Annotated in this window: 16 protein-coding genes; 5 read left to right on the top strand and 11 right to left on the bottom strand. The window is 42.6% G+C overall.

All coding sequences use genetic code 11. The features are described 5' to 3' along the window. Positions 1 to 108 precede the first annotated feature (108 nt). On the top strand, positions 109 to 399 hold the full coding sequence (locus tag ACEWB7_RS05780) for a hypothetical protein (protein ID WP_034703070.1): 291 nt from the start codon (positions 109 to 111) through the stop codon (positions 397 to 399). A gap of 87 nt (positions 400 to 486) precedes the next feature. Here ACEWB7_RS05780 and ACEWB7_RS05785 read toward each other — a convergent pair whose 3' ends face one another. The 3 genes from ACEWB7_RS05785 to pheS all read right to left on the bottom strand — a co-directional run bounded on the left by ACEWB7_RS05785 (position 487) and on the right by pheS (position 4,316). Beyond that, a complete protein-coding gene (locus ACEWB7_RS05785; RefSeq protein WP_004783565.1) occupies positions 487 to 783 on the bottom strand; it encodes an integration host factor subunit alpha in 297 nt (98 codons plus the stop codon). Next, positions 780 to 3,161, bottom strand: coding sequence for a phenylalanine--tRNA ligase subunit beta (gene pheT / locus ACEWB7_RS05790; protein WP_034703068.1), 2,382 nt, complete (start codon positions 3,159 to 3,161; stop codon positions 780 to 782). The genes ACEWB7_RS05785 and pheT overlap by 4 nt, the downstream gene beginning before the upstream one ends. 174 nt (positions 3,162 to 3,335) lie before the next feature. Next, positions 3,336 to 4,316 carry a phenylalanine--tRNA ligase subunit alpha gene (gene pheS, locus ACEWB7_RS05795; RefSeq protein ID WP_034703065.1) on the bottom strand — a complete coding sequence of 327 codons (981 nt, stop codon included), beginning with the start codon at positions 4,314 to 4,316 and terminating at the stop codon, positions 3,336 to 3,338. A 159-nt stretch (positions 4,317 to 4,475) separates the two neighbouring features. Here pheS and ACEWB7_RS05800 point away from each other — a divergent pair, with 159 nt between their 5' ends. Next, positions 4,476 to 5,504 (top strand): hypothetical protein, encoded by a 1,029-nt coding sequence (locus tag ACEWB7_RS05800; protein WP_034703063.1) that lies wholly within the window; start codon positions 4,476 to 4,478, stop codon positions 5,502 to 5,504. 158 nt (positions 5,505 to 5,662) lie between these two features. Here ACEWB7_RS05800 and rplT read toward each other — a convergent pair whose 3' ends face one another. Together rplT and rpmI are read right to left on the bottom strand one after the other, a co-directional pair. Further along, complete coding sequence (gene rplT, locus ACEWB7_RS05805) at positions 5,663 to 6,022, bottom strand: 50S ribosomal protein L20 (protein WP_004647525.1); 360 nt, start codon at positions 6,020 to 6,022, stop codon at positions 5,663 to 5,665. Between the two features lie 11 nt (positions 6,023 to 6,033). Then, positions 6,034 to 6,228: a 50S ribosomal protein L35 gene (rpmI, locus tag ACEWB7_RS05810; RefSeq protein ID WP_004278281.1), complete on the bottom strand. Its 195-nt coding sequence runs from the start codon at positions 6,226 to 6,228 to the stop codon at positions 6,034 to 6,036. A gap of 230 nt (positions 6,229 to 6,458) precedes the next feature. Here rpmI and ACEWB7_RS05815 point away from each other — a divergent pair, with 230 nt between their 5' ends. Then, positions 6,459 to 7,712 carry an MFS transporter gene (locus ACEWB7_RS05815; protein ID WP_034703060.1) on the top strand — a complete coding sequence of 418 codons (1,254 nt, stop codon included), beginning with the start codon at positions 6,459 to 6,461 and terminating at the stop codon, positions 7,710 to 7,712. 91 nt (positions 7,713 to 7,803) lie between these two features. Here the strand turns inward: ACEWB7_RS05815 and ACEWB7_RS05820 are convergent, their stop codons facing one another. The 3 genes from ACEWB7_RS05820 to ACEWB7_RS05830 form a co-directional block, all read right to left on the bottom strand. Next, a complete protein-coding gene (locus ACEWB7_RS05820; protein ID WP_034703058.1) occupies positions 7,804 to 8,226 on the bottom strand; it encodes a YqaA family protein in 423 nt (140 codons plus the stop codon). A 7-nt stretch (positions 8,227 to 8,233) separates the two neighbouring features. Further along, complete coding sequence (locus tag ACEWB7_RS05825; protein WP_034703056.1) at positions 8,234 to 8,524, bottom strand: hypothetical protein; 291 nt, start codon at positions 8,522 to 8,524, stop codon at positions 8,234 to 8,236. A gap of 72 nt (positions 8,525 to 8,596) precedes the next feature. After that, positions 8,597 to 9,217 carry a glutathione S-transferase N-terminal domain-containing protein gene (locus tag ACEWB7_RS05830; protein ID WP_411580489.1) on the bottom strand — a complete coding sequence of 207 codons (621 nt, stop codon included), beginning with the start codon at positions 9,215 to 9,217 and terminating at the stop codon, positions 8,597 to 8,599. Between the two features lie 310 nt (positions 9,218 to 9,527). Between ACEWB7_RS05830 and ACEWB7_RS05835 the strand changes: the two genes are divergently transcribed. After that, positions 9,528 to 9,992 carry an Hsp20 family protein gene (locus ACEWB7_RS05835; RefSeq protein WP_004783582.1) on the top strand — a complete coding sequence of 155 codons (465 nt, stop codon included), beginning with the start codon at positions 9,528 to 9,530 and terminating at the stop codon, positions 9,990 to 9,992. A 192-nt stretch (positions 9,993 to 10,184) separates the two neighbouring features. After that, positions 10,185 to 10,424, top strand: coding sequence for a hypothetical protein (locus ACEWB7_RS05840; RefSeq protein ID WP_411580490.1), 240 nt, complete (start codon positions 10,185 to 10,187; stop codon positions 10,422 to 10,424). Positions 10,425 to 10,456: 32 nt separating this feature from the next. Here ACEWB7_RS05840 and ACEWB7_RS05845 read toward each other — a convergent pair. The 3 genes from ACEWB7_RS05845 to thrS all read right to left on the bottom strand — a co-directional run bounded on the left by ACEWB7_RS05845 (position 10,457) and on the right by thrS (position 14,254). Beyond that, positions 10,457 to 11,679, bottom strand: a protein-coding gene (locus tag ACEWB7_RS05845; protein WP_411580491.1) for an IS3 family transposase whose coding sequence is annotated in 2 segments (ribosomal slippage) — positions 10,457 to 11,343 and positions 11,343 to 11,679 — 1,224 coding nt in all. Because the reading frame shifts where the segments join, the coding sequence is not laid out codon by codon here. Positions 11,680 to 11,777: 98 nt separating this feature from the next. Next, on the bottom strand, positions 11,778 to 12,326 hold the full coding sequence (infC, locus tag ACEWB7_RS05850) for a translation initiation factor IF-3 (protein ID WP_079281009.1): 549 nt from the start codon (positions 12,324 to 12,326) through the stop codon (positions 11,778 to 11,780). Between the two features lie 5 nt (positions 12,327 to 12,331). Next, positions 12,332 to 14,254 carry a threonine--tRNA ligase gene (gene thrS / locus ACEWB7_RS05855; protein WP_034702407.1) on the bottom strand — a complete coding sequence of 641 codons (1,923 nt, stop codon included), beginning with the start codon at positions 14,252 to 14,254 and terminating at the stop codon, positions 12,332 to 12,334. Between the last annotated feature and the right edge of the window lie 25 nt (positions 14,255 to 14,279).

The raw sequence follows: 14,279 nt of genomic DNA on the forward strand, positions 1-14,279 counted from the left end.
GTTAGACTGCTCCTGCGTTGTTAGTCCCTAACACTATTAGGAATAATAAAAGCATATTACAGCCTGACTCTGGTTTTTTTTAATCTCAATTTTTTAGAGAGTGATGCCATGTTATTCAAAAAAATCGCTATTGCTGCTGCAGTTGCTACTACTTTAGCTTTCGTTGGTTGTGCTAAAAAAGCTGACGACGCTGCTGCTGACGCTAACCAAGCTGCATCTGAAGCTGTAGAAGCTGCTTCTGAAGCTGACGCTGCTGCTGACGCTGCTGCTGTAGAAGCTACTTCTGAAGTTGCTGCTTCTGACGCTGCTGCTGTTGCTGAAGCTGACGCTGCTGCTGCTGTTGCTACTGACGCTGCTGCTCAAGCTACTGCTGCTTCTGAAGCTACTCCAGCTCAATAATCTTAACGATTATTCAGTAAAAAAAAGAGAGCCAATGGCTCTCTTTTTTATGTAAAAAATAAAAAGGTTAGATATAAAAAAAGCAGATCAATTGATCTGCTCATTCCCCACACGTTGACGGAACTTTTGCCCCGCGCGGAACGTAACAACACGGCGTGCAGAAATCGGAATCTCTTCACCCGTCTTCGGATTACGGCCTGGACGTTGGCGCTTATCACGTAACTCAAAGTTACCGAAACCCGATAATTTTACTTGTTCGCCCGAGATTAGCGCTTGGCTAATCTCGTCGAAAAACAACTCGACCATTTGTTTAGCTTCACGACGGTTTAAACTCGTGAGCTCACTTAAATGATCAGCCATTTCTGCTTTTGTTAATGCTGTCATGAAGCCCTCAATGTCGCTTGGTAAGTGTTTTCCAACACCTGAAGGATATTATCCATACCTGATTTAATTTCAGCATCCTCCAGTGTACGGCTTGGATGCTGCCAGAGAAGTGCAAATGCCAGTGAGCGTTTCCCTTCTTCTACTCCTTGTCCAGTGTACACATCGAACAACCATGTCGAGCCTAGAAGCTCTCCACCTGTTTTTTCGATAAGTCCCTGAATTTCGCTAACATTAATCTTATCACTAATTAAAAGCGCAATATCACGTCGAACCGATGGAAAACGTGATAATTCTGTAAAATTAGATACATAAGTTTGCAAAACAGCCGATTGATCTAATTCAGCGACCCAAGTCGTCGCCAAATCGAGTTCATCTTCAAGTGAGGGATGTAAACGACCTAAGTAACCAATTGACTGACCATTCACTAGAATTTCAGCAGATTGACCAGGATGTAACCAGCTACGTTCAGAACGTACATATTCTACATTCAGACGCGCAGCTGCCAGAATTTCCTCAATATCACCTTTGAAGTCAAAGAAATCCATTGGCTGCGCTTTACCATGCCAAGTTTCAGGTGTACGTGAACCTGTGGCAATCAAGGCAAAAGTTGGAATCTGTTTTAGATCATGAATCGAAGCCGCATTCTGGTAATCAAAACGCAGACCGAGTTCGAAGAAACGTACACGGTTCTGCTGACGGTTGACATTGTACTGTACGCATGGAATCAAGCTAGACAGTAAAGTTGAACGCATCACTGCCAAATCGCTTGAAATTGGGTTCGCCAAAGCCAATGGATTCACCGCTGGATTCAGCTGTTTTTCCAGTTTCAGGTCAGCAAAACTGAAGCTGATCGCTTCCTGATAACCCAAGGTCACGGCTGTTTGACGAAGCTGAGTTAGTTCGAATTGATCTTCATATTTCGCCAACTTCACATCAATGACCGGTAAGCTGATTTGAATATTGTCATAACCGTGAATACGGGCAACTTCTTCAATCAGGTCTTGGTAAATTGCCATATCATAACGGTGTGATGGAGGAACCACTGACCACTGGCCTTCAGCTTTTACAGTCACTTCACAACCTAAACGCGTTAAAGCATCTGTAATGAAATCTGATTCAACTGTATAACCTAATAATTGATCGACTTGAGCTTGTTCTAGCTCAATCGCTTCACGTTTTGGTAACAGCTCTGATTTTTCAGCTACAATGATTGGACCAAACTCACCGCCTGCAAGCTCAGCAATCAACTGAGAAGCACGGTGCATTGCGATCATAGGAAGTTCAAAGTCTACACCACGTTCATAACGTTGTGACGCATCCGTATGCAGACCGAAACGACGAGCACGGCCAGCAATATGCAATGGCGCGAAAAATGCTGATTCCAGGAAGATTTCAGTAGTTTCATCAGTTACTGATGAAGACAGGCCCCCCATAATCCCTGCAATCGCTAATGCTTTTTCATCATCTGCGATTACCATCACGTCGTCTTGCAGTTCCACTTCCTGTTCATTTAATAGAACCAGTTTTTCACCTGCTTTGGCTTGACGCACATGCACTGAACCCTGAACCTTACCGCCATCAAATGCATGTAGAGGTTGACCCAGTTCCATTAATACATAGTTGGTAATATCGACCAGAATACTGTGCTGACGGATACCGGCACGTACTAAAGCTCGTTCCATCCACTCAGGGGTTGGTGCTTTGGTATTGACGTTTTTGATCACACGACCGAGGTAACGTGCACAACCTTCAGTTTCAACAACGACTTTCTTCTCATCTGCAAGAGTTGCTGCAACTTCTTTAATTTCAGGTGCAGTGACAGGCAATTGGTTAATTACACCAATTTCACGTGCGATCCCGCGAATGCTGAAACAGTCACCACGGTTCGGGGTGATGCTGATATCAATCACGTTGTCATCAAGGTCTAAATATTCACGAACATTTACACCGACTGGTGCATCTGCAGGAAGCTCTAACAGACCATCAATTTTGTCTTCAAGATCGATTTCTGAAGCGCCACATAGCATACCTTGTGATTCAACACCACGCAGTTTGCCTTTCTTGATTTTAAAATCGCCTGGTAATACTGCACCGATGGTAGCTACTGGTGCTTTCATACCAGCACGTACGTTCGGTGCACCACACACGATTTGCAAAGGCTCACCTGAACCAATGTTCACAGTCGTTACACGTAAGCGATCTGCATCAGGATGCTGTTCGACAGTCAGGACTTCACCCACAACCACACCTGTGAAGGGTTTTGCGGCTGGAGACAAATCATCTACTTCCAAGCCCAGCATAGTCAGTTGGTCAGACAGTTTTTCGCTATCGATGGCTGGGTTAACCCATGTGCGCAGCCAATTTTCGCTAATTTTCATACATTCATTTCCTTAATCTCCCCTAGCCCCTCTTTTTCAAAGAGGGGAAATCCCACACCCTATCTTGTTTCGTGTAAGTCCCCCTTTTACAAAGGGGGATTTAGGGGGATTTTTAAATCTAAAAATTAATATGTTTTAGCCACTCAACTTTATAAGAAGAGGCTATCAAATCTCTTAAGCAAACTGGCGTAAGAAACGCACATCGTTTTGATAGAACATACGCAGGTCATTAATGCCATAACGCAACATTGCAAAACGTTCTACACCTAAACCAAATGCAAAGCCTTTGTATTTGTCTGGATCAATACCCGCAGCGCGAAGTACATTTGGATGCACCATACCGCAACCCAAAACTTCTAACCATTTGCCACGCTCATCCATAATATCCACTTCAGCACTTGGCTCAGTGAACGGGAAATAAGACGGACGGAAACGCACTTTCAAATCTTTTTCGAAGAATTCGTTTAGCAGGTTTACCAATAAACCTTTCAATTCAGCAAAGCTGGTATTTTCAGCAACGTATAAGCCTTCGATCTGATGGAACATTGGTGAATGCGTCTGGTCAGAGTCACAACGGTATACACGGCCTGGGCACACGATACGAATTGGTGGCTGCTGGGTTTCCATGGTACGAATCTGTACGCCCGAAGTATGGGTACGTAGCAGATGGTTCACATCAAAATAGAAAGTGTCGTGCATGGCACGTGCAGGGTGATGGCCCGGAATATTCAATGCTTCGAAGTTGTGATAGTCATCTTCAACTTCTGGACCAGTTGCTACTGTAAAACCTGCTTTGGTAAAGAATTGACAGATACGTTCTTGTACTTGGGTCACTGGGTGGATGCTGCCCACCTGTTGGCCACGACCGGGCAAGGTAATATCAATTGTTTCACTAGCAAGCTTCTGCTCTAGTGCAGCTTTTTGCAGTTCAGCCTGACGTTGTGTCAAAGCACTTGTGATGGCTTCACGAACTGCGTGAATTTGTGCCCCGAACGCTTTACGTTGTTCAGGATCCATTTTCCCCAGCGACTTAGATTGTTCCGCGAGCTGGCTTTTTTTCCCCGTAAATTGCACTCGTACTTGATCAAGTGCAGCAAGGTCTTGAGCTGCTGCAATCGCAGCGAGCGCTTCAGTGGTCAGGGCTTCCAGTGACATAGTAACTCTCAAAGCAACAGGTTAGAAATATTTTTAAAAACCCCATATTCTAACAGTTTTTAGGCGAGTTGATGAAGTGCGCTTTTAATGAAAATTAGAATAGCATCATGAATTATAAAAAGTATAAGATAAACATAATATCAATCAGATCAAATCACTATGGCACTCGATCAAATTTGGAAACAGCAACTGACCCTCGTCACTTATGGCAATGAGTTTTTAACTCAGGATCTCAGTTTCAGCCGCTGGCTGAATCACTCCATTTTTAATCAGCACCATTTAACTTTTCGTGATCTGATTTCTCAACATTTACTGGCACAGCACTTTCAAATCTGGCTAGAAGGACTGAAAAAACAAGGTGTTCGTCGTATTAGTCTGCATTCTTCACACTTGCTGGAAGATGAAAATAATCCTAATGCCAATGTCGAGCTGGTTCCTTTGGCTCATGTGATTATCAGTCATCATGCTCAAGGTAAAACCGCCTGGATGATCGGTAAGGAGCTGGCTGAATGGTATACCGCTGATAATGATTATGAAGCACCGGAAGCCCAACAGTCGCCTTTACGTCATGAAGTATTCTGGCGTTACGAACTGAACAGTAAACTGGCCAAAAGAATTGATGCTGATCTAGTGCAGCCAAATTGGGATGATATTCATACCTATACTGAACAGGAATTATTTGAACATCATTTAGCTCAAGGATTCACTGAGCCTACTTATACTGGTTTGCCTTATTACGGTACTACCCCAACGATTCAGTCTCACTCAGAAAATCCAAGTCATCTTGCTTTAATCCCAACGGATTATTCATCTGATTATGCTCATCAGACCTTGTACCGTCTGGATGCATTAAGTGATTTTATTCAGACGAAGATTCAACATCCTTATAATGATGATGGTCAGGTACTGAATCCGGAGCAGCAATTAAACCTACGCCACTTTGCACAAAAAATCGATGAAATCAGTGCCAAGTTCATTGTGAAAGTGGCCAATCATTATAAAACCGCACAACTCACTCCTAAAGTGGCGCCTGATCCTTTTGCAGGCATGAATACTGAAGATCGCGCGGTCAAAGTCTCTAAAGCTGAACGACCACAAAGTCACCATAAAACCGGTGCTTCAAGTGTGATCAAACTGATTCTGATCACGATTGTGATCTGTCTGATTGGCTACTATTTCGGACTTTAATAAAATATATTGTCTATAAATAATCACTTTAGCTTGGTGGAGCTTTAATCTCCACCAAATCAATAAATAAATGATTTAAAAAATCAAAGATCCCACTGATTTTATTTAAGCATAAAAAAAGACCGCTAAAAGCGGTCTTTTTTCTAAGTCATAAAGACTTATGCAGCCAACGCATCTTTAGCTTTAGAAGCTAGAGCTGCAAACGCAACTGCGTCATGCATAGCGATGTCAGCAAGTACGCGACGGTCGATGATAACCTGAGCTTTTTTCAAGCCAGCAATCATACGGCTGTACGATAAACCGTTTTGACGTGCACCAGCGTTGATACGTGCAATCCATAGAGCACGGAATTGACGTTTCTTCTGACGACGGTCACGGTAAGCGTATTGACCAGCTTTGATTACCGCTTGGAACGCTACGCGGTAAACGCGTGAACGAGCACCATAGTAACCTTTAGCGCGAGCAAGAATTTTTTTGTGACGGCGATGAGCCTGTACACCACGTTTTACACGAGCCATTTATAATCTCCTTAGATGTACGGGCACATACGACGAACTGAAGCAACGTCACTTACGTGAACCATTACACAGCCGCGCAATTGACGAATACGCTTAGCAGATTTTTTGGTCAAAATGTGGCGTTTGAACGCTTGTTTACGCTTAAAACCGTTAGCAGTCGCTTTGAAGCGTTTAGCTGCACCACGGCGAGTTTTCATCTTAGGCATAACAACCTCTTTTGAACACCTGTTCGGCACGTCTGCACCATTGCAAGAACGCCCTGCAGGTAAGGGAGCCGATATTCTAATGCATCTTTGCTTAAAACAAAAGCACTAGTCTTTTTTTCTTGATGAATCTGCAAACTTAGCATTTTTTACGATAAGAATTGAATGATGAATTTATATACTGCTTGCGATATCACTTTATAATTTGTCAATTTTTTCAGTTACAGCTCTTTATGCACATTCAGCCCGATGCATTTGCCGCACTCCGTTATCGAGACTTTTCTATTGTTACCTTAAATCAGTTTTGCCTGACTTTAGCCATTCTGATTCAGGAAATTATTGTTGCCTATTCACTATATCAGATTACCAAAGACCCGCTGACCTTAGGACTGATTGGTCTGGCAGAGGCGATTCCATTTATTTCCCTTTCTTTATGGGGTGGATATGTTGCGGATCGTTTTAATAAGCAGACTATTATGAAAATCTGTTTATTTTTTGCCATTCCGATGCCTGTCATTCTCTGGTCACTGTTTCATTATCACGGTTTGGGAAACCTCAGCACCAGTCAATTATCTTGGGGAATTTATGCCGTCATTTTCTGTCTGGGTACCATTCGTGGCTTTTATAATCCTTCAGCAACTTCACTAAAACCCTTTCTGATTCCACGTGCACTCTATGCCAATGGTGCAACTTGGACCACAATTGGCTGGCAAAGTGGTGTAATTATCGGGCCGATGCTCGGTGGTTTTATGCTGGCGTTTTTAGGTCGGGAAACCAGTCTTCTAACTGTCGCAGTACTGGTCAGCATCTGTTTTGTTCTGATTAACTTATTGCAAAAGCGCGATTTTCCTAAAATTGAAACTGAAAATGTCCTGCATAGTCTGGGCGATGGTTTCCGCTTCATCTGGAACAGTAAAATTGTACTGTGGTCAATTTCCCTAGATCTAGTTTCGGTGCTGTTTGGTGGGGTGATTGCCCTCTTACCGATTTTTGCCGAAGATATTCTAAAAGTTGGTCCAGAGGGTTTGGGTTATTTACGGGCTGCTCCTTCCATTGGTGCGCTGATAACCATGATTGTCCTGACCCGCTTTCCGCCTACGCAACATGCCTGGCGTAATATGCTGCTTGCAGTCGCAGGTTTCGGTGTCTTTACCTTGCTATTCGCTTTTTCCAACTCAATGTGGCTATCTCTGTTTGCTCTTGCCATGACCGGGGCTTGTGACAGTATTTCAGTGGTGATTCGTCAGACGATTTTACAGATTTATCCACCCGATAATATGCGTGGCCGGGTTGCTGCAGTAAACGGCATGTTTGTCTCGTCTAGTAATGAACTGGGTGCTTTTGAGTCTGGTCTGGCTGCGAGATATATGGGTACGATTATGGCTACAGTGTTTGGTGGCAGCATGACCCTACTGGTGGTTGCCATCAGCTGGGCGAGAACCAAGGATCTGTTTGGAATTGATATTACCAAAGGGACTGAAAAATAATTTTTAGTTCTGATGCACGTAGGATCTTTAATCAGGAAAATCCTGCGCGCTAATGATGAATACAAATAAAAAGAGGCTTTATGCCTCTTTTTTAAAACATCGCATACGCCCAATAGACAAACAGATAACGTCCAATTTTGGCAATACTGACTATCAAGATAAAACGGGTAAAATTTTCCTTGAGCAAGCCGGCAATTAACGTAATTGGATCGCCAATAATCGGCACCCAGCTCAGCAATAATGACCAATAGCCATATTTCTGATAGGTACTTTGGGCTTTAAGCATCTGCTGCTCAGAGACTGGAAACCATTTTTTATGCTTATATTGCTCAATCTTGAACCCCAGATACCAGTTCACACAGGAACCCAAGATATTTCCAGCACTTGCGATCATGATGAGTAAGGCCACCGAATAGCTCCCTTGCCATATTAAACCCAGCAAAACCGCTTCTGACTGCAGCGGTAATAAAGTGGCTGCACCAAAAGCGGCAAGGAAAAGTAGAAACAGGGACATCCCGAGACTAACGGCTTAAACCCAGTTTTTTCTTGGCTTTAAGATATTCCCAATTCGCCCAGAATATAGCCATAACCATGACCAAAATACGTGACCATTGATATTTCTGGGTGATCGTCTCAAGCGCTGCATTTAAAATCTGACGATCCTTGGTATTCAAGGCGCTGATCACCTGATCCACATGCACAATTTCAGCAATAAACAGCAGCAGACAAGCTGCGATACCGAAAATAATACTCCAGTAAATTCGAGGATTCGTTTCCACGATTTTAGTAAAGTTCAGGAAAAAATCTTTCATATACTCACCCAATAAAAAACCACCCAAAGGTGGTTTAATCTACTTTTATCTAGTTTAGCACAAAGGCCAGACTTATCTGACCTGTATTGCTAATGCTCTTTGAACCGCTGGACGCGCAGTCAGGCGGGTCACATATTCCTGTACTTCCGGATAATCAGCCAGATCAATTTGCTGCCATTCATGACGTAACACCCATGGCAAAATAGCCATATCCGCAATCGAATACTCACCAGCTACATATTTCTGACCAATCAGCTGTTTGTTCAGAACCCCATATAGACGCTTGGTTTCATTGACATAACGATCAGTAGCATATGGGATACGCTCAGGAGCAAAACGGCTAAAGTGATGATTCTGCCCCAGCATCGGACCCAAGCCACCCATTTGCCACATCAGCCATTGCTCAACTTCAACACGTTGCTGCTCATCATCCGGATAAAACAGGCCGGTTTTACGACCCAAATATTGCAGAATCGCGCCAGATTCAAAGACTGAAATCGGTTCGCCACGCGGACCATCCTGATCCACGATCGCAGGAATTTTATTGTTCGGAGAGATACGTAAAAAATCAGTTTGAAACTGATCATTTTCCAGAATATTGATCGGAAAAATTTTATATTCCAAGCCCATTTCTTCTAATGCGATGGTAATTTTATGGCCATTGGGCGTTCCCCAATAATAGAGATCAATCATGTTATTACCTGTTACCTTTTCGTTTTTACATGACATTATTGAAATTTGATCTAGTTATAGCATGATTTAAAGCCCTACTTCCGCATATTTTGTTATAGATTCAGCAGTAAAATCGCTAAATTTAAAGCATTATTTTTAGCCCAAGATGGGTTCAAATATTTTTAAATCTTGAGGCTTGAAAAGCTTCGCCTCAATCCTATATTAGAAATAGAGCAATGATCTATTCAGGAGATTGCTTCCAATCACTGAGTTCATATTGAAGAATTGCATGTTGTTTATAAAACTTTTCTGAGATCAGGAGGTAAGATCAATGAGCAATTTCAGTCTTAGCCCACTATTCCGTCGTAGTATCGGTTTTGACCGCTTTAATGACCTTTTTGATTATGCAATGCAAAGTGAGGCACCGAACTATCCACATTACAACATTGAAAAAACCGGCGACAACAATTACCGCATTGTGGTTTCTGCTGCCGGATTCAATGAAGACCAGCTAGAGATCAATCTGGAAAATCAGGTTCTGACCATTAGCGGTAAAGCGGTGGAAGAAAATTCAGATACGACTGTGGAATTCCTGCATAAAGGCATCGCCCACCGTTCATTCAAATTGTCTTTAAGACTGGATGAACATGTAGAGGTACAACAAGCTGAATTTGAAAATGGTTTATTGAAAATCGAATTGCAGCGCAATGTGCCAGAAGAAAAATTGCCTCGTCAGATTCCGATTGGCAAAAAACTGTTAGCTGAAAAAAATGAATCTAACGAGCAGCAAAGCTAATCACCTGCCAAAAGAAAGACCCGAATGGGTCTTTCTTTTTTAGGACAGAATCCTTAAGCTTGAAAGTGTTCAATTTTCACTCATTATAAAAATAATAATATGAGCACATCAGATATTATTCTGTTTCATCAAAGTGCCCAGACGATGAAACATATGGGACTTCTCCTTCTTTGCTATCCCATTGGGATTTTGATGACCTTATACCTTCATACTCCAGATCCTCCTTCCAGTTTTATTCGAGGATTGGTATTTTTATGGCAGGAGTCTCCAAGCTTTTATGGCTATATGCTGGGTTTCCTGATGCTATCGCTCTTGGTATATAGCATTAAACTAAAAATCACCTCGCGGACAATTTATTACACTTTGGCAGGTTACCGGATCAGCCTGTGTTTATATCGTGAAGCCGTCCATTATAGCTTTGTCTTGTCCTGAAATAGATTGACAGTATTCCACTTCAAACCGAGTTAAGCAATTAGCTCGGTTTTAGTTTGCTCATACGTCTGATTCGGGGTGTTCATATTTAAACTTAAATGTGGTCTATAGCAATTATAAATCATAATAGATTCCGCAATTAAGTGATCTAACTCCTTCATGGTTTGACATCGTGTAATTAAAAACTCCTGCTTTAATATTCCATTAATCCGCTCTGCTAATGCATTCTGGTAACAGTCTCCTCCATCTGTCATAGAAGGACATACCCCATAATGGCGTAATGCCGATTGATATAGTTCAGAGCAATACTGAGAGCCTCTGTCTGAATGGTGAATCATCCTGGCTGCCCGATCTGTCACATGCTGCATCGCCATATGTAGTGCCTGCACAACATTCTCTGCACGCATATCATTCGATAACTTATAACCTTTAATCTGGCGGGTATAAGCATCTGTCACTAAGGATAAATAATGTACGCCTTCAGCACTCTCAACATAGGTAATATCACTGACAAAGACTTCATTGGCTTGCACCGCTGAATAATCCTTTAATAAATTTGGATGCTTCTTCATCCAATGCTTGCTATCCGTAGTTTTTGTATAACGACGCTTGGGGCGAATCAATAAATTATTTTCTTTCAATATTTTAAATAACTGATCCCGTCCACACTTTAAACCACGCTGCAACAATTTGCCTTTAATAAGCCAATACAGCTTACGTGTTCCGATACTTGGCATGAAACAGCGATACTCCATAACCAACTCGAGTATTTGTTCTGTTACTTGTGCAGTCATTTGAGCACGTTTTTCTGCTTGATAATAAGCTTGTCGAGTGATTCCTAACCACTGACAATAACGTGAAACGCTTAGTCTTCTTTGGCTTTGCCAATCTTTGAAACGTGCTCGGTATACTTTTTTCCAAGATCAGTCCCACACTCTTTATCAATGTGATAAATCACATCCTGTATAAATTCAGTTTTGAGCTTTTCTGCGGCTAACTGTTTTTCTAATTGGCGGATTCGTTGTTGGGGTGTCAATTGGCGTTTAGAAGAAGTCGGCATATTCGAAGTCCAATCCTGTTGTCCGTGCTTGCGTAACCATACCAGCACAGTTGATCTTCCTTGAATACCATATTTTGCCTGAGCTTGTTTATAAGTAATTTGCCCTTTTTCTACTTCATGTACCACTATCATTTTAAAGGCGAAGCTATAATCACGTTGTGTGCGCTTAACTCGTTGTTCTCGTGCATGTTCCATAAAATAAGTCTCTTAAGGTGTAAACTTATTTCAGGACGGGACAAGTTACCTCATAAAAAAAGCCCTGCAAATACAGGGCTTTTTTCATCAAGAGATGCTTACTTTTTCTTTTTAGGACCAAGCAGCATACCCATTTGACGACCTTCCATTTTTGGTGCTTGTTCAACTACACCATATTCAACGACGTCTGCTTCAACTTTTTGCAGTTGAGCCAGACCCAGTTGTTGGTGAGCCATTTCACGACCACGGAAACGCAGGGTAATTTTTACCTTGTTTCCTTCTTCAAGGAATTTGATGATTGCACGTAGTTTTACGTTGTAATCACCTACATCTGTCGCAGGACGTAGCTTGATTTCTTTCACCTGGACTTGATGCTGTTTTTTCTTCGCTTCTTTCTGCTTTTGTTTCAGATCAAACAAATGCTTGTTGAAGTCCATGATTTTGCAGACAGGTGGCTCAGCATTGGCTACGATCTCAACAAGATCAAGATCGACAGCTTCAGCTGCGCGCAATGCTTCTGCAAGGTTAACAATACCTTTTTGCTCACCATTTTCGTCTACAAGACGGACTTCTTTTGCACGAATTTCATCATTCAAGGCAGGACGGTTTGATTTTCCGCCCTGTTGATTACGGTCAGGCTGTTTAATCGCTGTTACTCCACAATGTACCGGCCGCGTTCGGCTACGGCTGCTTTTACTAAGTCAACGAAAGCGTCGATTGACATAGTACCCAAATTTTTTCCTGAGCGGGTACGGACATTCACAGTACCTTCCTCTACCTCACGGTCCCCAAGTACCAATAAGTAAGGAATACGCTCTAAAGTACGTTCACGAATCTTAAAGCCGATTTTCTCATTTCTCAAGTCAGAAATTGCACGAATTCCGTTTTCTTTAAGTTTCGCGACGACTGAATCACAAGCCTCGGCTTGAGCATCAGTAATATTCATTACACACGTTTGCACTGGTGATAACCAAGGTGGCATAAAGCCCGCGTAGTGCTCAATCAGTATACCAATAAAACGTTCGAAACTGCCAAGAATTGCACGATGCAACATTACAGGCTGATCACGATCGTTGTCTTCAGTGACATAAGAGGCATCCAGACGTTCTGGAAGGTTAAAGTCACATTGAATGGTACCGCACTGCCAGATTCGGCCTAAGCAGTCTTTCAATGAGAATTCAATCTTCGGACCGTAGAATGCACCTTCACCTGGCTGTAAATCCCAATCCAGGCCAGCAGCATCTAAAGCATCTGCCAAAGATTTTTCTGCCATATCCCAAAGTGCATCATCACCCACACGTTTTTCAGGACGTGTCGACAACTTCATTTGTACTTCTTCGAAGCCAAAATCTTTGTATACGTCTAGTGTCAATTTGATAAAGTCTGCAACTTCAGTACCGATTTGTTCTTTGGTACAGAAAATATGCGCATCATCTTGGGTAAAACCACGTACACGCATAATGCCATGTAAAGAACCTGACGGCTCGTTACGGTGACATGAACCAAACTCCGCTAAACGGATTGGAAGATCACGGTAAGATTTTAAGCCTTGGTTGAACACTTGCACATGACAAGGACAGTTCATCGGTTTCACGGCATAGTTACGGTTCTCTGAATGAGTCGTGAACATGTTTTCAGCATAGTTCGCTGCGTGACCTGATTTTTCCCAAAGCGTGAAATCCACCACTTGTGGTGTACGGATTTCAAGGTAACCATTTTCTTGCTGAACTTTACGCATATATTGTTCAAGCACTTGGTAAATGGTCCAGCCGTTCGGATGCCAGAACACCATACCTGGTGCTTCTTCCTGCATATGAAACAGGTCTAAGGCTTTACCAATCTTACGGTGATCGCGTTTTTCAGCTTCTTCAATACGTTTGATATAAGCTGCAAGCTGTTTCTTGTCTGCCCAAGCTGTACCATAAATACGTTGCAGCTGTTCGTTTTTCGCATCACCGCGCCAGTAAGCACCAGAGATTTTTGTCAGCTTGAATGATTTTAAGAATCTGGTATTTGGTACGTGCGGACCACGGCACATATCCAGATAGTCCTGATGGTAGTACAAGCCCATTTGAGTTTCTTCAGGCATGTCTGCGATCAGGCGCAATTTGTATTCTTCGCCACGTGCAGTGAATTCTGCAATCACTTCGTCACGCGGGGTCATTTTTTTCACGATATCATAGTCCTGATCGATGAGCTTTTTCATACGCTCTTCAATCGCAGCCATGTCATCTAAAGTAAATGGACGTGGCATCCAGATGTCATAGTAGAAACCTTCTTCAATGACTGGACCAATGACCATCTTTGCTTCTGGGAACAATTGCTTAACGGCATGACCCACCAAGTGTGCGCAAGAGTGACGAATAATTTCGACACCTTCTTCATCTTTAGGCGTGATGATTTGTAAGGTTGCGTCTTCAGTAATCAGATCGCACGCGTCCACTAGACGATCGTTTACACGACCTGCAACAGTATTTTTTGCTAGACCAGGACCGATGCTTTGAGCAACTTCCATCACAGATACGGCGTGATCAAACTGTTTTTGATCGCCATTTGGCAAAGTGATAATTGGCATATGAAATCCTTAAGGAGTGATGCCC

It is taken from the genome of Acinetobacter sp. NIOH-H-8, assembly GCF_046635365.1.
Classification (GTDB): Bacteria; Pseudomonadota; Gammaproteobacteria; order Pseudomonadales; family Moraxellaceae; genus Acinetobacter.

Coding starts and splice junctions, on each gene's coding strand:
- ACEWB7_RS05780 (WP_034703070.1), top strand. CDS start 109: ATGTTATTCAAAAAAATCGCTATTGCTGCTGCAGTTGCTACTACTTTA.
- ACEWB7_RS05785 (WP_004783565.1), bottom strand. CDS start 783: ATGACAGCATTAACAAAAGCAGAAATGGCTGATCATTTAAGTGAGCTC.
- pheT (WP_034703068.1), bottom strand. CDS start 3,161: ATGAAAATTAGCGAAAATTGGCTGCGCACATGGGTTAACCCAGCCATC.
- pheS (WP_034703065.1), bottom strand. CDS start 4,316: ATGTCACTGGAAGCCCTGACCACTGAAGCGCTCGCTGCGATTGCAGCA.
- ACEWB7_RS05800 (WP_034703063.1), top strand. CDS start 4,476: ATGGCACTCGATCAAATTTGGAAACAGCAACTGACCCTCGTCACTTAT.
- rplT (WP_004647525.1), bottom strand. CDS start 6,022: ATGGCTCGTGTAAAACGTGGTGTACAGGCTCATCGCCGTCACAAAAAA.
- rpmI (WP_004278281.1), bottom strand. CDS start 6,228: ATGCCTAAGATGAAAACTCGCCGTGGTGCAGCTAAACGCTTCAAAGCG.
- ACEWB7_RS05815 (WP_034703060.1), top strand. CDS start 6,459: ATGCACATTCAGCCCGATGCATTTGCCGCACTCCGTTATCGAGACTTT.
- ACEWB7_RS05820 (WP_034703058.1), bottom strand. CDS start 8,226: ATGTCCCTGTTTCTACTTTTCCTTGCCGCTTTTGGTGCAGCCACTTTA.
- ACEWB7_RS05825 (WP_034703056.1), bottom strand. CDS start 8,524: ATGAAAGATTTTTTCCTGAACTTTACTAAAATCGTGGAAACGAATCCT.
- ACEWB7_RS05830 (WP_411580489.1), bottom strand. CDS start 9,217: ATGATTGATCTCTATTATTGGGGAACGCCCAATGGCCATAAAATTACC.
- ACEWB7_RS05835 (WP_004783582.1), top strand. CDS start 9,528: ATGAGCAATTTCAGTCTTAGCCCACTATTCCGTCGTAGTATCGGTTTT.
- ACEWB7_RS05840 (WP_411580490.1), top strand. CDS start 10,185: ATGACCTTATACCTTCATACTCCAGATCCTCCTTCCAGTTTTATTCGA.
- thrS (WP_034702407.1), bottom strand. CDS start 14,254: ATGCCAATTATCACTTTGCCAAATGGCGATCAAAAACAGTTTGATCAC.